The sequence below is a fragment of the Ectopseudomonas alcaliphila genome (genome assembly GCF_900101755.1).
Taxonomy (GTDB): domain Bacteria; phylum Pseudomonadota; class Gammaproteobacteria; order Pseudomonadales; family Pseudomonadaceae; genus Aquipseudomonas; species Aquipseudomonas alcaliphila.
Map to the genome: position 1 here is coordinate 25,393 of NZ_FNAE01000006.1, position 20,110 is coordinate 45,502.

Consider the following 20,110-nt stretch of genomic DNA (forward strand, 5'->3'; position numbering starts at 1 on the left):
CGGTGTTCGCGGGTGAACCCGCTCCTACAGATGTCGCTCGTCAGATTGCGTTGTGCGCTTTCATCCAGCCGAGACCGGCAGCGGTGGTGGTTGCCGGCTTGTATTCACAGCCGATCCAGCCCTGGTAGCCGATGCGATCCAGGTGCTCGAAGAGGAAGCGGTAGTTGATCTCGCCGGTGCCCGGCTCGTTGCGGCCCGGGTTGTCGGCCAGCTGCACGTGGTTGATCGCGGCCAGGTTGCTCTCAACCGTGCGGGCCAGGTCACCTTCCATGATCTGCATGTGGTAGATGTCGTACTGCAGGTACAGGTTGGTGCTGCCGACCTTGTCGCGGATGTCCAGGGCCTGCTTGGTGGTGCTGAGGTAGAAGCCGGGAATGTCGCGAGTGTTGATCGCCTCCATCACCAGGCGGATGCCGGCACCGGCCAGCTTGTCGGCCGCGTAGCGCAGGTTGTCGACGAAGGTCTTTTCCACGGTCGCGCAGTCCAGGCCCTGCGGACGGATGCCGGCCAGGCAATTGATCTGCTTGTTGCCCAGCACCTTGGCGTAGGCGATGGCCTGGTCGACGCCGGCGCGGAATTCTTCGACGCGATCCGGGTGGCAGGCGATGCCTCGCTCGCCCTTGCCCCAGTCGCCGGCAGGCAGGTTGAACAGCACCTGTGTAAGCGCGTTGGCGTCCAGGCGGGCCTTGATCTCTTCCACCGGAAAGTCATAGGGGAAGAGGTATTCCACGCCGCTGAAGCCGGCTTCGGCGGCGGCGGCGAAACGGTCCAGAAAGTCCACTTCGGTGAACAGCATGGACAGGTTGGCGGCAAAACGGGGCATGGTGTGCTCCTTGTCGTAGCCCGGATGCAATCCGGGGCGTGTTGCGGTCTTCCCGGATTGCATCCGGGCTACGTCGTGGTGGCCAGGTGCACGTGGCGCACCCGGCGGACGGATCAATCCAGCAGCGAGATGGCGGTCGGGGCGTCGACGCCGCGCTCGGCCAGTTCCTCGAACTCGTTGATGGCGTTGATCTCGGTGCCCATGGAGATGTTGGTGACACGCTCCAGGATGATCTCCACCACCACCGGCACGCGGTGCTCGGCCATCAGGCGCTTGGCTTCGGCGAAGGCGTTCTGCAGCTCGTTCGGGTCGAACACGCGGATCGCCTTGCAGCCCAGGCCCTCGACCACGGCGACGTGGTCGACGCCGTAACCGCCCAGCTCCTCTGCGTTGATGTTCTCGAACGCCAGCTGCACGCAGTAATCGATGTCGAAGCCGCGCTGCGCCTGACGGATCAGGCCCAGGTAGGCGTTGTTCACCAGCACGTGGATGTACGGCAGGTTGAACTGCGCACCGACGGCCAGCTCCTCAATCATGAACTGGAAGTCGTAGTCACCGGACAGCGCGACGACCTGGCGTTGCGGGTCGGCCTTGACCACGCCGAGGGCCGCCGGAATGGTCCAGCCCAGCGGGCCGGCCTGGCCGCAGTTGATCCAGTGGCGCGGCTTGTACACGTGCAGGAACTGCGCGCCGGCGATCTGCGACAGCCCGATAGTGCTGACGTAGCAGGTGTCCTTGCCGAAGGCTTCGTTCATTTCCTCGTACACGCGCTGCGGTTTGGCTGGCACGTTGTCGAAGTGGGTCTTGCGCTGCAGGGTGCGCTTGCGCTCGCGGCAGGTTTCGACCCAGGCGCTGCGGTCCTTCAGCTTGCCGGCGGCTTTCCATTCGCGGGCGACTTCAAGGAAGGCGTCCAGCGCGTTGCCGGCGTCGGAGGCGATGCCCAGGTCCGGGTTGAATACGCGGCCGATCTGGGTCGGTTCGATATCCACGTGGATGAACTTGCGGCCCTCGGTGTAGACCTCGACCGAACCGGTGTGGCGGTTGGCCCAGCGGTTGCCGATGCCGAACACCAGGTCGGAAGCGAGCAGGGTGGCGTTGCCATAGCGATGCGAAGTCTGCAGGCCGACCATGCCAACCATCAGCTTGTGATCGTCAGGAATCGCGCCCCAGCCCATCAGGGTCGGTACTACCGGTACGCCGGTCAGCTCGGCGAACTCCACCAGCTTGTCTTGCGCATCGGCATTGAAGATGCCGCCGCCTGCGACCAGCAGCGGGCGATCGGCTTCGTTGAGCATGGCGATGGCTTTCTCGGCCTGGATGCGGCTGGTGCTCGGTTTGGCTACCGGCAGTGGCTCGTAGGCGTCGATGTCGAATTCGATCTCGGCCATCTGCACGTCGAACGGCAGGTCGATCAGCACCGGGCCTGGGCGGCCGCTGCGCATTTCATGGAAGGCGCGCTGAAAGGCGCGCGGTACCTGGCCGGGTTCCATCACGGTGGTCGCCCACTTGGTGACCGGGCCGACGATGCTGGTGATGTCGACTGCCTGGAAGTCTTCCTTGTGCATGCGGGCCCGCGGCGCCTGGCCGGTGATGCACAGGATCGGGATGGAGTCGGCGGAGGCCGAGTACAGGCCGGTGACCATGTCGGTGCCGGCCGGGCCGGAGGTGCCGATGCACACGCCGATGTTGCCGGCATTGGTGCGGGTGTAACCCTCGGCCATGTGCGAAGCGCCTTCGACGTGACGGGCCAGGACGTGATCGATGCCACCGAGTTTCTTCAGGGCGGCATACAGGGGGTTGATGGCAGCGCCGGGGACGCCGAATGCGGTATCGACGCCTTCGCGGCGCATCACCAGTACGGCTGCCTCGATTGCTCTCATTCTGGCCATGACCATTGTTCTCCGAGTCAGTGGTTTTTCTTCTTGGGAGCAAGGATGACGGCTGTACCGGTGCGGCGGAATTGTTGGATACTTCAGTTCTGTCGATACCTGGAGTACCGAATGGACCGTCATACCCTCATCCGCAGTTTCGTTCTGGTAGCCGACAACGGCAGCTTTGCCGCAGCTGCGCTGAGCGAAGGCGTCACCCCGGTGGTCATGGGGCGCCGCCTGGACGCGCTGGAGCGCCACCTGGGCGTCAAGCTGATGCATCGCTCCACGCGTGGCCTGCAGTTGACCGACCTCGGTGAGCAGTACCTCGATCGCGCCCGCGGCCTGCTCAAGGACTTCGACGAGGCCGACGCCAGTGTGGCCCGTGGGGGCAGGTCGGTGCGCGGGCACCTGGTGGTATCCGCGCCTGCCGCGTTCGGCAGGCGGCATATCGCGCCGCATGCGCCGGCATTTCTCAAGCGCTACCCGGACCTGAAACTGTCGTTCAACTTCACCGACAGCCTGGTCGATCTGGTGCGCCAGGGTTACGACATGGGCATTCGCATCGGCGAGGTGACCGATCCCAACTACGTCGCGGTCAAGCTGTTTCCCAATCGCCGCGTGGTCTGTGGCGCACCCAGCTACTTCGAGCTGCATGGTGTGCCGCGTACCCTCGAAGACCTGGCGCGGCACAACTGCCTGGCGTTCAACCTGCAGGGCGGCCAGCAGCGCGGCTGGACCTTCCTGCGCGACGGGCGCCAGGTGGCGGTGAAGGTGGCCGGTAACCTCGACTGCAACGACGGCGAACTGCTCTACGACTGGGTCAAGCAGGGGCTGGGAATAGGCTGGCGCTCGACCTGGGAAATCCAGGCGGAGTTGAAGGCCGGCGAGCTGGTCACGGTGCTCGATGACTACGAAATCCCGGCCTACGACATCCAGGCGGTATACCCACAGCAGCGTTACCTGCCGGCTAAGGTGCGCTTTTTCATCGATTATTTGAAAGGCATCTACAACACCCCAGGCTACTGGGAAGCCCGTAGTGGGTGAGGTTTACTCGATACTTTTATTGAGTTATTTTATTCTAATTTTTGTGCACAAAAATAATTTTAATTGTATTCATTGATTGTAATCAGTGTCTCCTTCGGCTATTTCATAGGGCGTTTCTGATGCCGCGCACTTTCGTGTGTGGATGCCCGTATCTGCAGTTTTGGAGATTGCCTCTGTGAGCAGCCTTAACCTGAATGTCGCTTTGAACATCACCCTCAATGCCCTGTTGGCGGGTCGTGACCGATCTGCTGCGCCGCTGACCGTCGCGGTGCTGGATGCTGGCGGGCATCTGATCAGCCTGCAGCGCGAGGACGGTGCCAGCCTGCTGCGCCCGCAGATTGCCATCGGCAAGGCTTGGGGCGCGCTGGCCCTGGGCAAGGGGTCGCGGCTGATTGCCGCCGACGCGCAGCAGCGCCCGGCGTTTATCGGTGCGGTAAACAATCTGGCCGGCGGGAATCTGGTGCCGGCGCCGGGCGGGGTATTGATTCGTGACGAAAGCGGCGAGGTGATTGGCGCCGTCGGTATCACCGGCGACACCTCGGATATCGACGAGCAGTGCGCAGTCAGTGCGCTGGAGTCGCTGGGCCTGCAGGCGGATGCGGGGGCGTAGAGTGTTGCGGGGCCGCCTAGGCTGTGCGCACCGGCTTGATCGCGGCTGCGCGATGCCCCGGATTACATCCGGGCTACGACTGTGGGAGGGGCTTCAGCCGCGACTGCGGCATTGAAGCGTCGCCGCTAAAGCGCCTCCCACGGTTTTCGGCTTTGCGTAGGGTGGATGTCGCTTTTTACATCCACCAGTCTGTAGGGGGCGCCGTGCGCACCAAGGATTCCCGAGCGTCCGTTTCGTAAACTCGATGGGCGCAGCGCACCCGACGAGTTCGGCGTATGCCGCTGACTCTAAGGGGTTAGGCGCTGGTCACCAGCCCGGAAGCCATCGACGGCATGGGGCTGACGTCGCAGCCTTTGAGCACTAGGCGAATGATGGTCTGTGCGGCGGCTTCGTAGTCGGCATCGTCCAGGCTGGCCTTGCCGGTGACGGTGGAGATCTGCCAGTCGAAGTCGGCGTAGGTCTGGGTCGCGGCCCAGATGCTGAACAACAGATGGTGTGGGTCGACCTGCGCCATCAGCCTTTGATCGATCCAGCGCTGGATGCAGGCGATGTTGTGTTTGGCCTGGGCGTTGAGCTGCTCGGTCTGTTCCAGCGACAGGTGCGGCGCACCGTGCATGATCTCGCTGGCGAACACCTTGGAGGCATGCGGCAGTTCACGGGAGATGCGGATCTTCGAGCGGATGTAGGCAGTCAGCACTTCGCTCGGGTGGCCCGGCTGGTTGAAGGGGGCAGAGGCGGCCAGCAGCGGCTCGATGATGCTTTCCAGGACCTCGCGGTAGAGGTTTTCCTTGGACTTGAAGTAGTAATAGACGTTGGGCTTGGGCAGGCCGGCCTTGGCCGCAATGTCACTGGTCTTGGTGGCGGCGAAGCCCTTGTCGGCGAACTCTTCGCTGGCTGCGCGCAGGATGAGCTCTTTGTTACGCTCGCGAATGCTGGTCATAAGGCCCTGTGGTTTCCTCTGCCGCCGGACGGCGGTCGGGCATGGTAGCACCGGCCTTGCGCGAGGCTCAAGGCAGCGGCCATGGGCTGCGCAGCTGCTATCTGACTCTTGGGTCAAATTTCTGTATACAAGAAAACGCTTTTCTGTTTCTATCGCGCACAGCGTTATCCATGACACAAAGTCTCGGCGCGTGACGCTGCAGGAGACCCACCGTGAGCACCCATCAGCTCGTCGATCCCTTCGGTCGGCGCATCACCTACCTGCGTTTGTCGGTGACCGATCGCTGCGATTTTCGCTGCACCTACTGCATGAGCGAAGACATGGTCTTCGCCCCGCGTCAGCAGATTCTCAGCCTGGAAGAACTCTACGCCGTGGCCGATGCCTTCATCGGGCTGGGCGTGCGGCGTATTCGCATCACCGGCGGCGAACCGCTGGTACGCAAGAACCTGCTGAGCCTGCTGCAGCGCCTCGGTGAACGTGACGAGCTGGATGACCTGGCGATCACCACCAATGGCTCGCAGCTGATGGAGATGGCAGCGCCCTTGCGCGCGGCAGGCGTACGGCGCCTGAATATCAGTCTGGATTCCCTGCAGCGCGAGCGCTTCGCCGCCTTTACCCGACGCGACAGGCTCGATCAGGTGCTGGCCGGTATCGAGGCGGCGCGTGCGGCCGGCTTCGACAGGATCAAGCTAAACAGTGTTGTGCAGAGCGGGCGCAATGACGACGAGGTGCTGGACCTGGTCGAGTTCGCCATCGAACGCGGCTTGGATATCAGCTTCATCGAGGAGATGCCGCTGGGCAGTGTGGTCAGCCATAGCCGCGAGCAGACCTTCTGCTCGAGCGACGAGGTGCGCCAGCGTATCGAACAACGCCATGCGCTGTTGCGCAGCAGCAAGGTCACCGGCGGGCCGTCGCGCTACTGGCAGGTGGTCGGCACGCAGACCCAGGTGGGGTTCATCTCGCCGCACAGTCACAATTTCTGCGGCGACTGCAACCGTGTGCGGGTCACCGCCGAAGGCAAGCTGGTGCTCTGCCTCGGCCACGACAACGCGCTGGATCTCAAGCGCCTGCTGCGTGCGCATCCGGGAGACGGCGAGCGCCTGCGTCAGGCGCTGATCGAGGCTCTGCGCCTGAAACCCGAGCGTCATCACTTCAGCCATGACGAGCAGGTGCAGGTGGTGCGTTTCATGAGCATGACCGGGGGCTGATCCTCGCGATTGATTTTCCCAGAACAACAATAAGGAGGCTCTTTATGAAGCCGGTACGACTGTGTCTGCTATCTGCCGTTCTGCTGGCGCCCACGGCCCTGGCCCAGAACTATGTGGTCGGGGTGGAGGAGCTGCCGTTTGCCCCGCACTACAGCCTCGATGCCCAGGGCGACTATCGTGGCTTCGCCCGCGAGGTACTGGATGCCTTCGCCGCCGACAGCGGTGTCAGCCTGAGTTACAAGGCGCTGCCGGTGGAGCAGTTGCTGCCGGCGCTGCAACGCGGCGAGATCGATTTCAAGTACCCGGACAGCCCGCACTGGGCGCAGGCCGAGAAGGCGAGCATGACGCTGCACTACAGCCAGGCGGTGGTCGATTACGTCGACGGTGTACTGGTGGCACCGCAGCGTCAGGGCCGGGCACTCGACGATATCCAGCGCCTGAGCCTGGTGCAGGGCTGGACGCCGCGCGGCTACGAGCAGCGCATCGGCAGTGGGCAGATTCAGTTGGGTTACAGCGACGACCTGCGACAGATGATCCGCCAGGCGCTGAAGCAGGACACCGATGGGGCCTATTTCAACGTGGTGGTCGCGGCCTACTATCTCGACAACATCCGCGCCCGGCCCGGGGCGCTGGTGTTCGACCCCACGCTGCCGCACACTCGTGGCAGTTTCCATCTGTCCAGTAGTCGCCACCCTGCGCTGCTGGCGCGTTTCGATCGCTATCTCGGCGAGCGTGCTGTCCAGGTGGCCGAACTGAAGCGCCAGCACCGGGTCGAGGCCAACCTGGATTCGGACTACCTGGGCCTGGAGCAGTGGAAGGTGGACTTCCTCGAGCGGCGCAAGACCCGCGTGCAGTACTGAGTCAGACGCGCGTTTGCAGCGCCTGGGCGGCGTGCTCGGCCAGGCCTGTACCTGCCTCGCTCATGGTCAGGTAGGTGCGGTCGGCGCCGGCCTCCTGGATACGCAGGGCAATGTCCTCGTACATCGCGTGGGAGAGGATCAGGCCGCCGAAGCCGCGGGCACGCAGCTTTTGGGTGGAGATGATCTTCGCCTCCGGGTCGTTCATCGCCAGGATCACCGCTTGCACGTCTTGCATCTGCAGGTTCTGCCAGAACATCTGGTCCTCGGCGTCGGCGAACAGTACGTTGCGCCCAGCCCGTCGACTTTGCTCGATCACCACCGGGTCGGAATCCAGGCTGACCAGCTTGAGGCCTTTGTCGGCCAGGCGGTCGTATGCGGCGCGGCCGGTGCGGCCCATGCCCATGATCAGCACCTGTGCATCGCCGAGAGAAATGGGTTGCTCGTCCGGGTGACGGGTCGCGCGCTCCATGCGGGTCAGGCGTGGTCCCAGGCGCTCGTACAAGGGATGGGCGAAGCGATTCAGTGGTGCGGAAATGACGAAGGACACTGCCACCGTGATTGCCAGCGGTATCAGCCACTGCGGCATCACCACACTGGCGACGATCAGGCCGAATTCGCTGTAGTTGGTCAGGCTCACCCCGGTGAGAAAGGCGCTGCGTGCGCGCAGGCGTAGCAGGACGAACAGCAGAAAGAACAGCGCGCCCTTGAGCGGTAGAAGCAGCGCCATTATGCCGGCGAAGAGCAGGGCGTCGGTGTCTGGCAGGCCGCCGATGCCGATCTGCAGGAAGAAACCGATAAGGAAGACTTCCTTGATACTCCACAACGAGTTGGACAGCTCACCTGCGCGCGGATGTTTGGCCAGCATGGCGCCGAAGGCCAGTGCGCCCAGCTCCGAGCTCAGGCCCACCGATTCGAAGCCATAGCCCCCGACTACCAGCGCCAGCAGCAGGCCCAGCAGCACCATCAGTTCCTCGTGGCCGCTGGCGTCGAGCAGACGAAACAGCAGCGGGCGCAGCAGGGGCAGCCCCAGCACCAGCAGTGCCCAGGCCGACGGCACCTTGCCACTGGCCAGGCTCATCACCACCAGGGCGAGCAGGTCTTGAATGATCAGTACGCCGATCGCCACGCGGCCGTGAAAGGCGCGCAGCTCGCGCTTGCTCTCCAGCACCTTGGCCGCCAGCACGGTGCTGGAGAACGACAGGGCGATGGCCAGTAGCAGTGCCTGACGCCAGTCGAGATCCAGCAGCAAGACGATGGCTGGGGTCATCAGCAGGCCGGAGATGGCGAAGTGCAGCAAGCCGCCGCCGATCACTTCGCGACGCACCAGGTTGCCAAGTTTGAGCTTGAGACCGACGGTGAACAGCAGAAGAAGCACGCCCAGGTGCGCGATATGGGCGAGGATCTGGCTGTCCTCGATGCCGACTCCGACCCGTGCGCCGAGGCCGGCCAGCGCGAACCCAGCCGCCAGATAGCCCACCAGGGGCGGCAGGCCGATGAAACGGGCGAGTAGCCCGAGAACGAAAGCGAAGGCGATCCAGGTAGCTTCGATCATCGATGATCCCTGACAGGAGGCGGCGGCGCATTGTAGCGGCAGTGCGCCTGCATCTGTCGAGGGTGAATAGTGCGGGGAGCCGGCCGGGCTCCCCGTGAACTGCCGCTCAGCTCAGAGCGGTGGCGTTGCTGGGGGCGCTCACGCTACCGCGCATCAACAGGTAATGCAGCGTAGCGCCGAGCAGCGCGCCGAGGATCCAGGCGTAGCCGGACAGCTGGGTGAGCCCTGGAGTCCAGACCGAGGCGACGGAGAACACCGAGGCGATGGCGAAGGCGATCAGCGCCTTGCGGTTCCAGCCACCGTCGAAATAGTAGGCCGAACCGACCTCGGCGCTGAACAGCTGCTGCAGGTCGAGCTGGCGCCGGCGCACCAGGTAGTAGTCGACGACGATGATGCCGTACAGCGGCGCCAGCACGGCGCCGAGGGTGTCGACGAAGGCGGCGATGCCGACGTTGCTGATGAAGGCCACCCACAGCGCGCCGATGAAGAAGGCGATACCTGCGGTGATGAAGCCGCCGGTGCGCGCGCTGATGTGCGCCGGGGCCAGGTTGGCCAGGTCATAGGCCGGCGGGATGAAGTTGGCCACCAGGTTGATGCCCACGGTCGCGGCGAAGAAGGTCAGCGCGGCGATGATGGTCAGGGTCAGGTTGTCCACCCGCGCGACGATGTCGGTGGGGTTGGTCAGCGTCTCGCCGAACACCACCACGGTACCGGCGGTGATCACCAGGGCGATCAGCGAGAAGATCGCCAGGCTCACCGGCAGGCCGAGAAAGTTGCCGATGGTCATCTGCCTTTCGTTTTTGACGAAGCGGGCGAAGTCGCCGTAGTTGATCACCACTGCGGCGAAGTAGGCGACCATGGTGCCAACTACCGCGAAGAACGCGGCTACCGGGCCAGCGGCATACTCACCGCTGCCACGGAAGATGTTGCCCAGCTCACCCAGCAGGCTCGGGCCGGCCTTGTACCAGATCAGGCCCATCAGCACGATCATCACCACGTAGACCAGCGGCCCGGCCCAGTTGAGGAAGCGGGTGATCCAGCTCATGCCGCAGACGAACAGCGCCACCTGGAACAGGCAGACGATCACGTAGGACAGCCAGCCGATGGCGGTCAGCCCCATGTATACGGCAGGGTCCTGCGGTTGCAGCAGCGAGTTGAGCAGCAGGGCCACTGCAGTGGAGGCGAAGTAGGTCTGCACGCCGTACCAGAAGATGGCGACGATACCGCGCACCAGGGCGGGGAAGTTGGCGCCGCGCACACCCATGCTGGCGCGGGCGAACACCGGGAAGGGGATGCCGTACTTGACGCTGGGTTTGCCGGTCAGCTGCACCAGGCCCATGACGATGCAGCCGGCGAGGACGATGCCGGCCAGCACCGCCCAGCCATTGAGCCCGTAGGAAATGAACAGCGTGGCCGCCAGGGTATAGCCGAACAGGCTTTGAATGTCGTTCGACCAGACGTTGAAGATCTCGAACCAGCCCCAGGTGCGTTTCTCGGGAGCCAGTGGGGCGAGATCCTCGTTGTGTAGCGAGGGATCGATGTGCTTGATGCGAAAATCTTCGGTGTTAGACATGGACAGCTCCCAGTTTTGTTCTTGCGCCGCGGCGATCTATGAGGAGATTTGTCTGCAGGTTTCGTTCCGATTTTGTATTCGCGTCATGACTGAATCTATGTATACAGCCATTTCGACAGTGTTTCGGTAGGAACCTGATCGTCTTGTACACAGAAATTACGTTGCTGAATATGGCTTTCGGATAAATTGCACACAAAAAATAGATATTTTGTGATCAAAAACTTGACCTTGCGGTCAGTTGCGTGCTTGCAAGCCGTTGATGAAAAAGCCGGATAGGGCGGCCCGATTCTGCACCGATACGGTGCCAGGTCTTGTTCGAGGGGATTAGGTTGGTGCGTCTCGCTCGGTGCTGGGCAAGGGCCGGTTGAGCCGGACTGGCAAATAAGTGTGTGCTTTTGGTGCTGGCCCTATCCATTAACGCGTCGCCTGACCTGACCGATTTCGCCCCTTACGGGCGACTCACTTTCTTTGCTTGTGCAAAGAAAGTAAGCAAAGAAACACACCCCTGCATATGGCCCCGGCTGCGCCGGGGTTCCCTCCTTCCATCACCACTCCAGGGGCACGCCGTGAAGGGCCATCCCTGGCCCATCACGGCTCTCGCGACATCCATGTCGCTCAACCCCTTCCACGGCGATTCCACTCGGCCTCCTGAAGGGGACTTGAGCGTCGTCTGTGAGATCGCAGCTGAAGAGCAAAGGCAAAGGCCAGACGCCGCCAATTCCAATTCCGCAAAGATTACGCAAGCTCGCGACCTGGTCCCCTTCAGGAGGCCGAGTGGAGGTGTTGCGTAGGGGGACGAGCCGCATGGATGCGGCGAGAGGCTTAAAGGGCCAGGGACGGCCCTTGTAAGCCGGCCCCCGGAGCAGCACCGGAACGAGGGAAGTTTCGCGTAGCGAAACCCGGATGTCGGGATGCCCTTCTTTGGCACACCTTTCTTGGGCAAGCAAGAAAGGTGTGGCGCCCGTAAGGGGCGCAACCCAAACGCTCAGCGGACTCGATAACGGATAGTGCTAAGCCAGTGAACGGTATGTACACAGAATTGCCAGTCCGGTCTCAAGCGCACCGTGCATGGAAAGACGACGATCAAAGAAAAAGGGGAAAGGGCGCGAACGCCCATCCCCCTTTTTACCCGGCCGCCGTCCCTACCGACGTTGGCCAAGTGCGTTACAGCAGCGGTCAGAAGTGATACTTGACCAGTGCCTGCAAGGCGGTCTGGTCGAAGCGATCGCCCGAACCATCCACCGGTTTCACGCCGTACTTGGCGCGCCACATGTTGATCTCGGTACCCACGTAGAGCTGACGCTCCTTGCCGAACAGGGCCTTGCCCGCATCCCACTTGACCTGGATCGAGGAACCCACCGAGGTCTGGGTGCCTGCGTCGCTGGATGGCGAGCGCCAGTCGAGAAAACCGTCCACCAGGAAGTCCTGCTGGCCAAGGCTGAAGGGATAGGCGGCGGAAACGGTCAGTTGGGTGGCGTAGCCGTTGCTGTCGGCATCCTTGAAGAAGGTGTGGTTGTTGATCTTCACCTGATACAGGTTGGTCTTGAAGTAATTGAAACCTGGCACTTCCCAGTCCAGGCCAACACCGTACAGGTAGTTCTCCGGGCCCGGGCCGCCTTCGCCCTTCTCGTAGGTGAAGGCGGCGTAGACGTCCTTGATCGGACCGGCGGCCAGCTTCTGTCCGGTCAGCCAGCTCAGGCTGATGCGCGGGGAGAACTCCATGTAGTAGAAAGAATTCTTGTCGTGCTGGCGGAAGGTGCCGTTGTCGAAACTGCCGCGCGACTGCACGTTGTCGGCGCGGATGTAGTCGAGGAAGTAGAAGACGTCGCCCCAGGCCCAGCCGCTGGCGTGCTCGAAGGTGAAGGTGGTCTGGGTGCGCTGTTCTTCACCATTGAAGTTCATGCGCTGGAAGTTCTCGCCATACAGGTACGACAGGCTGTTGTCCTGCCAGTGCAGCAGGTCGCCGGCGAGGGCCTGCTGGCCAGAGAACAGTCCGGCTGACAGGGCGAGGCAGTGGGGCAGATGCTTGATTTTCATGGGTTTTCCTTATTGTTGGAGTGCAAGCGGCTGCCTCCCGGCGATGTTCGCCGGGAGTTGTGTTGTGGTGGGGGGCAGCTTGGCCGGGCGGCCGGGTCGAGGTCGCGGCTTAGGGTCTTGAGGTTGTTATCGTCGACGACTTCATCGTCCGGACGGTTCTGCAGCACGGTGTGCAGGTGCGCCTCGGGGTCGTATTCGCTTTCATCCTCTTCTTCCAGTTGCGGATCATCCGGCAGGAAGAGATTGAGCAGAATGGCGCTGAACGCACCGATGGTGATGGGTGAGCCAAAGATGTTCTTCAGTACGTCCGGCATGTGCGACAGCACCTCCGGCACGCCAGCCACGCCCAGTCCCATGCCCAGGGAAATGGCCACGATCAGTACGTTGCGACGGTGCAGGCCGGCTTCGCTGAGAATCTTGATGCCGGCCACTGCAACGGTGCCGAACATGATCAGGGTGGCGCCACCGAGCACCGGCTTGGGCATCATCTGCAACACCGCGCCCACCACCGGGAACAGGCCCAGCAGCACCAGGATGCCGGCGATGTAGAAACCTACATGGCGGCTGGCCACGCCGGTGAGCTGGATCACCCCGTTGTTCTGGCTGAAGGTGGTCATCGGCAGGCTGTTGAACATGGCGGCGACTGCCGAGTTGCAGCCATCGGCCAGCACACCGGATTTGATCCGGCGCATGTACAGCGGACCCTTGACCGGCTGCTTGGAGATGATCGAGTTGGCGGTCAGATCGCCTGCTGTTTCCAGTGGGGTGATCAGGAAGATCACGGCGATCGGCACGAAGGCGATCCAGTCGAAGCCGAAGCCGTATTTGAACGGTTGCGGCACGCTGATCAGCGGCACCTCGGCCATGTTGGCGAAGTCCACCCGGCCGGTGAACCAGGCGACCGCGAAGCCCAGGGTCAGGCCGATGATCACCGCAGAAAGGCGCAGCACCTGCGAGGACGCACGGTTGAGCACGACGATGGTGCCCAGCACCAGGCCGCCGAGGGCCAGGTGGTGCAGGGCGCCGAGATCTGGCGCGCCATAGCCGCCGGCCAGATCGGTCATGCCCACCTTGATCAGTGACAGGCCCATCAGGCAGATGATGGTGCCGGTCACCACCGGTGTGATGACCTTGCGCAGCTTGTTGATGAACTGACTGAAGGCGATCTCGACGAAGGCGGCGCAGAAGCAGATGCCGAACAGCGTGGCGAGAATCTCTTCTTCGCTGGCGCCGCGCCCCTTGACGATGAAGCCGGCGCTGAGAATCACGCTGAGAAAACCGAAGCTGGTGCCCTGCAGGCACAGCAGGCCGGAGCCGATCGGACCGATGCGTTTGGCCTGGACGAAGGTACCGAGACCGGAGACGAACAGTGCCATGCTTACCAGATAGGGCACATGGGCGCCGAGGCCGAGGGCGCTACCGACGATCAGAGTCGGGGTGATGATGCCGACGAAGCTGGCCAGCACATGCTGCAGCGCCGCGAAGATGGCAGGGGCGAAAGCTGGCGTGTCGTCCAGCTGATAGATCAGGTCGCTGTTGCCGACGGGCGCAGCCGGGGCTTGGGTGTTGCTGTCTGTGGTCATGTCATAGCCTGCCAGTTGTTTTTATATGGTCATGGGCTTACACGAGGCTTCACGGCACCTCTGTTCCGATCAATCGAAAAATTGTCCGATCGGTCAGGATGGGGCCGACTATAGCAACTTGTGGACATGGTTAAAAACAATTTATTTTAAGATTGTGCACAAAAAATGAACCGCCGGTCAGCTTGCGCTGCCGGCGGTTCATGGGTGTAAAAAATGCCGCGCCCAGTCACGGGCGCGACATGTGTGGCAATCAGTTGATCTGAGCGCCTTTGGCGATCCAGCTGCCGATGAGGTCGCGCTCGTCCTGAGTCATCTGGGTGATGTTGCCCAGCGGCATGATCTGCGTGGCCACGGTCTGCGCGTGGATCTTCGCTGCCTGCGCCTTCATCTGCTCAGGCGTATCGAGCACGAAGCCGGCCGGTGCGGTGCTGAACATCGGGCTGCTCGGGCTGACCGAGTGGCACACGGTGCAGCGTTCCTGAATCACGCTCTCGACCTTGGCGAAGTCACCGGCAGCTGGTGCGACGTTTTCACTGGAGGATTGCTCGGCAGGCGTGGCTTCGCCGACTTCCTCGACCTTGGCCAGGGTTTCGCTGGCCGGCTGCTCGACAGCGGCCACCGGGGCGGCGCTCGGTGCACGATGCGCCGGGGCGGTGACGTAAGCCAGGCAGATCATGCCCAGTGCTGCGGCCGGCAGGGTCCAGACGTATTTGCTGCTGTCGTGGCGGGTGTTGAAGTAGTGACGCACCAGCACCGCCAGAATCGCGATACCGGCCAGGATCAGCCAGTTGTATTGGCTGCCGTAGGTGCTCGGGAAGTGGTTGCTGATCATGATGAACAGCACTGGCAGGGTGAAGTAGTTGTTGTGGCGCGAGCGCAGCAGGCCCTTCGCCGGCAGGGTCGGGTCCGGCGTGGTGTTGTCTTCGATGGCTTTAACCAGCGCACGCTGGGCCGGCATGATGGTGAAGAACACGTTGCCGACCATGATGGTGCCGATGATGGCGCCGACATGGATGTACGCCGCGCGGCCGCTGAAGATCTGGCTGAAGCCGTAGGCCGCGGCGATGATCAGCACGAACAGCACGGCGCCGAGCAGGGCCGGGCACTTGCCCAGCGGCGAATCGCAGAGCAAGTGATACGCCACGTAGCCGGCGATCATAGAGCCGAAGCCGATGACGATGCCCATGGCCGGTGACAACTCTACGCCCGGTTTGATCAGGTACAGACTGGGGTTGAGGTAGTACACCACCAACATCAGGGCGATGCCCGACAGCCAGGTGGCGTAGGCCTCCCATTTGAACCAGTGCAGGTTCTCCGGCATTTTCGGCGGAGCCAGCTTGTACTTTTCCAGGTGGTAGATGCCGCCGCCGTGAATCGCCCAGAGGTCGCCCGACAGGCCCTCGCGGGGATTACTGCGGTTGAGGTTGTTCTCCAGCCAGACGAAATAGAAGGATGCGCCGATCCAGGCGATACCGGTGATCATATGGATCCAGCGGATACCCAGGTTTAGCCATTCGGTGAAATGTGCTTCCACGATCTGTACCTCTTTCCCGGGGGAGGCACGCCAGCCCCGGGCTTCTCTTATTGGTGGGGGTTGAGGAGAAGAAGCTCGTCCTCATTGAAGAAATGCTCATCGCAGTTGTTGCCGGAACCACTGCGATCAACCACCAGGAAGTCATCCCGCTTTTCGATCGTCAGCACCGGGTGGTGCCAGACGCCGCGATGGTAATTGATGCCCTGCCTGCCATTGCTGAGGAAGGCACGGACGGACCCTGATACAGGTACATCGCCAACTGGCGCGACCACGATCAGAAAGGGGTTGCCGAGCAGCGGGATGAAGGCCTGGCTGCCCAGCGGATGGCGTTCCAGCATGCGAACGGTCAGCGGCATCTGCAGCGCCTCGGCGCTGAAGATGCTGATGATGGCCTGATCCTCCGGCTGTGCGGTCTGCACCGTGGCCAGCTTGTGATAGCGGCGGGTGGAACCGTTGTTGATCATGAAGAAATCGCTGCTTTCGGTTTCGATCACGTCACCGAAAGGGGCGAAGGCTTCTTTGCTCAGGGGCTCGATGGTCAGGCTACGCATGGCTGTTCTACTTGTTCTGTTCGATTGAATGGACGGCTGTCTTACAACTGCTGCAGGCGGAATAGGGCGATCTTGTTGATCTCGGCCAGTGCGGTGGCGAATTCCTGCTCCGGCGTGTTGTGAATGCGCTCCTCGAAGGCGGCCAGGATCTGGTGGCGATTGCTGCCCTTGACGGCCTTGATGAAGGGGAAGCCGAACTTGGCCTTGTAAGCGTCGTTGAGTTCGGTGAAACGGGCGAACTCCTCGGCGGTGCATTCGTGAATGCCGGCGCCGGACTGCTCGGCGGTGCTGGAGGCGGTCAGCTCGCCGCGTACGGCAGCCTTGCCGGCCAGATCCGGGTGCGCGTTGATCAGCGCCAGCTGCGCCTCATGACTGGCGGACAGGAGGATGTCAGCCATGCGCTGCTGCAGGCCGTCGATGTCGTCCACGCTATCGTCCAGGCCAAGGTCATAAGCCTTCTCGGCGACCCAGGGCGAGTGCTCGTAGATATCGGCGAAGGCGGTGACGAAGGCGTCGCGGCTCAGCGTGGAAGGGGTCAGGGTCTGGAAACGGCTCATGGGCTGCTCTCTCATTCGGTCGCGCGGAAGGGATGGGTGGCGTGCCAGTGCCTGGCGATGTCGACCCGGCGGGCGCACCAGACCTTGTCGTGGCTCTTCACGTAGTCGATGAAGCGCGCCAGCGAGGCCAGACGGGCCGGACGGCCGAGCAGGCGGCAGTGCATGCCGATCGACAGCATCTTCGGCGCGCCGGCCTCGCCTTCGGCGTAGAGCACGTCGAAGGCGTCCTTGAGGTATTCGAAGAAATCGTCGCCCTTGTTGAAGCCCTGCACCTGGGTGAAGCGCATGTCGTTGGTGTCCAGGGTGTAGGGGATCACCAGATGCGGCTTCTCCGCGGTGCTGGCCGGGTCCCAGTAGGGCAGGTCGTCGTCGTAGGTGTCGGAGTCGTAGAGAAAGCCGCCTTCCTCGCGCACGAGGCGTCGGGTGTTCGGGCCCAGGCGGCCGGTGTACCAGCCCAGCGGACGCTCGCCGGTCAGTTCGGTGAGGATGCGGATGGCCTCGAGCATGTGCTCGCGCTCGGTGGCTTCATCCATGTTCTGGTAGTCGATCCAGCGATAGCCGTGGCTGCAGATCTCATGCCCGGCGGCGACCATTTCGCGGATCACATCAGGGTGGCGCTGGGCGGCCATGGCCACGGCGAAGATGGTCAGCGGAATGTCGTGCTTCTTGAACAGGTTGAGCAGGCGCCAGACACCGGTGCGGCTGCCGTACTCGTAGAGCGACTCCATGCACAGGTTGCGCTGGCCCTGCAGCGGCTGGGCGGCGACCATCTCGGAGAGAAAAGCCTCGGACTCCTTGTCGCCATGCAGGATGTTGCGCTCGCCACCTTCTTCGTAATTGAGCACGAAGGACAGGGCGATGCGGGCATCGTCCGGCCAGTGCGGGTGGGGTGGGTTTGCGCCGTAGCCGATCAAATCTCTTGGGTAATCAGCGTTCACTGCAGTCTTCCTATCTGGAACGTTGCGGTCACTGCGTGCCGGATAATCGACGGCTACGCGACCGGGATGGCTAATTGTATACAAAGTTAGTTGCCGTTTGTAAATCGACTTTTCAGCATTTTCTTCTCTGCGCGCGAACGACAAAAAATTGCCTAGGTGGTCAGCAATGCACGCTGCTTGTGCCGTGGCTGCTGGCTGGCGATGGCGTGGGTGATGAGCCGCTTTGGTGCGTGCATGGCATCTGCATTGGATTTATTGTGTACAATTTGTGCTTAAAGTGTTTTATATTCGCTCTGCGTGCTATCCTGCGATTGCGTCGGAGCACTGCGACGAGCCGATTTCAACAGAGTAGAGGAGGTGTGGTGTTCGTAGGGCGCTGATCGCCACGAGCATCCGAGACCCATGGGACGTTTGACTACACATGTACTGGACGCCGCGCACGGCTGCCCAGGGAGTGACATCAAGGTCGAGCTGTACCGCGTCGAAGGCGCGCAGCTGGAACTGATCAACAGCGTTACCACCAACCACGACGGCCGTTGCGATGCGCCGGTGCTGCAAGGTGACGACTACCGCACGGGGGTCTACCAGTTGCATTTCCATGCTGGCGACTACTACCGCGCTCGTGGCGTGAAACTGCCCGATACGGCATTTCTCGACGTGGTCGTCCTGCGCTTCGGCATCGATGCCGGCCAGGAGCACTACCATGTGCCATTGCTGATTTCTCCCTACAGCTACTCCACCTACCGCGGTAGCTGAGTGACTGGCAGGCCAACAGCCTGCCAGACGAATGCTTGTCACCCTCAGACTCGTTTGAGTCCTTATGCCCGCTCACACTGCGGGCTTTTTTTCGTCCGCGTGTAGGGTGCGCCGCGCGCACCGGAACCCCACGCGGCACCGTGCAGCGCGTCGAAACTGGTGCGCGCGACCCGTAGCCCGGATCAAATCCGCGGCCGGCGATATGCATGCGAGGCGCGCGTCTGCCTGCGGTTGATGGACCAAACGAAAAGCCCCGGCACAGGGCCGGGGCTTCGATCAGCGTGGAGCGTTTGCCGTCAAAGGAAGGCGAACTTGGCGATGAAGATCAGGCACAGCACGTACAGGCTCAACGAGACCTTGTCACTCTGGCCAGTCAGCAGTTTCAGCGTCGCGTAGGTGAGAAAGCCCAGGGCGATGCCGTTGGCGATGGAGAAGGTCAGCGGCATCATCACCACGGTGACGATGGCCGGGATGGTGTCGGTATGGTCCTTCCAATCGATGTGCGCCATGCCGCTCATCATCAGCATCGCCACGTAGATCAGCGCACCAGCGGTGGCGTAAGCCGGGATCATGCCGGCCAGCGGAGCGAAGAACATCGCGGCGAGGAACAGCATGCCCACGGCTACTGCGGTCAACCCGGTACGGCCACCGGCGGCGACACCCGAGGCGCTTTCCACGTAGCTGGTCACTGGCGGGCAGCCAACCATGGCGCCCACCACGCTGGAAGTGGAGTCGGCTTTCAGTGCCTTGGACAGGTTGTGGATCTTGCCGTCTTCATCCACCAGGTTGGCGCGATGGGCCACGCCCATCAGGGTGCCGGCGGTGTCGAACATGTTCACGAAGAGGAAAGCCAGAATCACGCTGATCATCGCCACGTTGAACGCGCCGGCGATATCCATGGCCAGGAAGGTCGGGGCCAGGCTCGGTGGCATCGACACCAGCCCATTGTATTCCACCAGGCCCAGGGCCCAGCCCAGCGCAGTGACGCCGAGCATGCTGAACAGAATGGCGCCGAACACGTTGCGGTGGCTGAGCACGGCGATCAGCAGAAAGCATACGGCGGCGAGCAGCGCAGAAGGATTGCCGAACGAGCCCATGGTCAGCAGGGTCGCCGGGCTGTCGACGACAATGCCGGCGGTCTTCAGGCCGATCAGGCCGAGGAACAGCCCGACCCCGGCACCCATGGCGAAGCGCAGGCTCATCGGGATGCTGTTGAGCAGCCACTCGCGGATCTTCGACAGGCTCATGATCATGAACAGCACGCCGGAGATGAATACCGCGCCCAGTGCGACCTGCCAGCTGTAGCCCATTTCACCGACCACGGTGTAGGTGAAGAAGGCGTTCAGACCCATGCCCGGTGCCAGACCCACCGGCCAGTTGGCGTATAGCCCCATCAGGAAGCAGCCCAGGGCTGCGCCGATGCAGGTGGCGACGAAGGCGGCGCCATGATCGATGCCGGCGCCGGCCATGATGTTGGGGTTGACGAAGATGATGTAGGCCATGGTGACGAAGGTCGTCAGGCCGGCCAGCAGTTCGGTCTTGATGGTGGTGCGGTGCTCGGTCAGTTTGAAGAAGCGGTCGAGCAGGCCGCCCCTTGCCAGTTGATTCGCGTGTTGTTCTTGTTTGACGCTTTCCACAGCGGGTACTCCTCATCTCTCTTGTTGTGTACCGCC

The 20,110-nt window shown here is 62.5% G+C and carries 17 protein-coding genes; 5 read left to right on the top strand and 12 right to left on the bottom strand.

Annotation, left to right across the window (positions count from 1 at the left end):
- Window positions 1–40 precede the first annotated feature (40 nt).
- Together hyi and gcl are read right to left on the bottom strand one after the other, a co-directional pair.
- A complete protein-coding gene (gene hyi / locus BLR77_RS17830; protein WP_074680317.1) occupies window positions 41–823 on the bottom strand; it encodes a hydroxypyruvate isomerase in 783 nt (260 codons plus the stop codon).
- Between the two features lie 113 nt (window positions 824–936).
- Window positions 937–2,712 carry a glyoxylate carboligase gene (gcl, locus tag BLR77_RS17835; RefSeq protein WP_074680743.1) on the bottom strand — a complete coding sequence of 592 codons (1,776 nt, stop codon included), beginning with the start codon at window positions 2,710–2,712 and terminating at the stop codon, window positions 937–939.
- A gap of 111 nt (window positions 2,713–2,823) precedes the next feature.
- Between gcl and BLR77_RS17840 the strand changes: the two genes are divergently transcribed.
- Both BLR77_RS17840 and BLR77_RS17845 read left to right on the top strand, forming a co-directional pair.
- Window positions 2,824–3,738 (top strand): LysR family transcriptional regulator, encoded by a 915-nt coding sequence (locus tag BLR77_RS17840; protein ID WP_074680319.1) that lies wholly within the window; start codon window positions 2,824–2,826, stop codon window positions 3,736–3,738.
- Between the two features lie 175 nt (window positions 3,739–3,913).
- Window positions 3,914–4,348 carry a GlcG/HbpS family heme-binding protein gene (locus tag BLR77_RS17845; RefSeq protein ID WP_074680321.1) on the top strand — a complete coding sequence of 145 codons (435 nt, stop codon included), beginning with the start codon at window positions 3,914–3,916 and terminating at the stop codon, window positions 4,346–4,348.
- A 295-nt stretch (window positions 4,349–4,643) separates the two neighbouring features.
- Here BLR77_RS17845 and BLR77_RS17850 read toward each other — a convergent pair whose 3' ends face one another.
- The gene (locus tag BLR77_RS17850) at window positions 4,644–5,288 is read right to left on the bottom strand and encodes a TetR/AcrR family transcriptional regulator (protein WP_074680323.1); all 645 of its coding nucleotides are present in this window, start codon (window positions 5,286–5,288) and stop codon (window positions 4,644–4,646) included.
- Between the two features lie 212 nt (window positions 5,289–5,500).
- Here BLR77_RS17850 and moaA point away from each other — a divergent pair, with 212 nt between their 5' ends.
- Together moaA and BLR77_RS17860 are read left to right on the top strand one after the other, a co-directional pair.
- Window positions 5,501–6,496 (top strand): GTP 3',8-cyclase MoaA, encoded by a 996-nt coding sequence (gene moaA / locus BLR77_RS17855; RefSeq protein WP_074680325.1) that lies wholly within the window; start codon window positions 5,501–5,503, stop codon window positions 6,494–6,496.
- Window positions 6,497–6,540: 44 nt separating this feature from the next.
- Complete coding sequence (locus tag BLR77_RS17860) at window positions 6,541–7,356, top strand: substrate-binding periplasmic protein (RefSeq protein WP_074680327.1); 816 nt, start codon at window positions 6,541–6,543, stop codon at window positions 7,354–7,356.
- A 1-nt stretch (window position 7,357) separates the two neighbouring features.
- Here the strand turns inward: BLR77_RS17860 and BLR77_RS17865 are convergent, their stop codons facing one another.
- The 8 genes from BLR77_RS17865 to puuE form a co-directional block, all read right to left on the bottom strand.
- Window positions 7,358–8,908 carry a cation:proton antiporter family protein gene (locus BLR77_RS17865; RefSeq protein ID WP_074680329.1) on the bottom strand — a complete coding sequence of 517 codons (1,551 nt, stop codon included), beginning with the start codon at window positions 8,906–8,908 and terminating at the stop codon, window positions 7,358–7,360.
- Between the two features lie 106 nt (window positions 8,909–9,014).
- Window positions 9,015–10,481 carry an NCS1 family nucleobase:cation symporter-1 gene (locus BLR77_RS17870; protein ID WP_074680331.1) on the bottom strand — a complete coding sequence of 489 codons (1,467 nt, stop codon included), beginning with the start codon at window positions 10,479–10,481 and terminating at the stop codon, window positions 9,015–9,017.
- Window positions 10,482–11,657: 1,176 nt separating this feature from the next.
- On the bottom strand, window positions 11,658–12,518 hold the full coding sequence (locus BLR77_RS17880) for an outer membrane protein OmpK (protein WP_074680333.1): 861 nt from the start codon (window positions 12,516–12,518) through the stop codon (window positions 11,658–11,660).
- Window positions 12,515–14,101 (bottom strand): nucleobase:cation symporter-2 family protein, encoded by a 1,587-nt coding sequence (locus tag BLR77_RS17885; RefSeq protein WP_238380591.1) that lies wholly within the window; start codon window positions 14,099–14,101, stop codon window positions 12,515–12,517. The genes BLR77_RS17880 and BLR77_RS17885 overlap by 4 nt, the downstream gene beginning before the upstream one ends.
- A gap of 250 nt (window positions 14,102–14,351) precedes the next feature.
- Entirely contained in the window at window positions 14,352–15,635 is a 1,284-nt protein-coding gene (locus BLR77_RS17890) for a urate hydroxylase PuuD (RefSeq protein ID WP_074680335.1), read from the bottom strand.
- A 47-nt stretch (window positions 15,636–15,682) separates the two neighbouring features.
- Window positions 15,683–16,186: an ureidoglycolate lyase gene (locus BLR77_RS17895; protein WP_074680337.1), complete on the bottom strand. Its 504-nt coding sequence runs from the start codon at window positions 16,184–16,186 to the stop codon at window positions 15,683–15,685.
- 41 nt (window positions 16,187–16,227) lie between these two features.
- Window positions 16,228–16,743: a 2-oxo-4-hydroxy-4-carboxy-5-ureidoimidazoline decarboxylase gene (uraD, locus tag BLR77_RS17900; protein ID WP_074680339.1), complete on the bottom strand. Its 516-nt coding sequence runs from the start codon at window positions 16,741–16,743 to the stop codon at window positions 16,228–16,230.
- Between the two features lie 11 nt (window positions 16,744–16,754).
- Complete coding sequence (puuE, locus tag BLR77_RS17905) at window positions 16,755–17,681, bottom strand: allantoinase PuuE (protein WP_074680341.1); 927 nt, start codon at window positions 17,679–17,681, stop codon at window positions 16,755–16,757.
- 402 nt (window positions 17,682–18,083) lie between these two features.
- Between puuE and uraH the strand changes: the two genes are divergently transcribed.
- Complete coding sequence (gene uraH, locus BLR77_RS17910) at window positions 18,084–18,437, top strand: hydroxyisourate hydrolase (protein ID WP_003460854.1); 354 nt, start codon at window positions 18,084–18,086, stop codon at window positions 18,435–18,437.
- 296 nt (window positions 18,438–18,733) lie between these two features.
- On the opposite strand, the gene BLR77_RS17915 is transcribed toward uraH, so the two are convergent.
- A complete protein-coding gene (locus tag BLR77_RS17915) occupies window positions 18,734–20,074 on the bottom strand; it encodes an NCS2 family permease (RefSeq protein ID WP_074680343.1) in 1,341 nt (446 codons plus the stop codon).
- Window positions 20,075–20,110 lie beyond the last annotated feature (36 nt).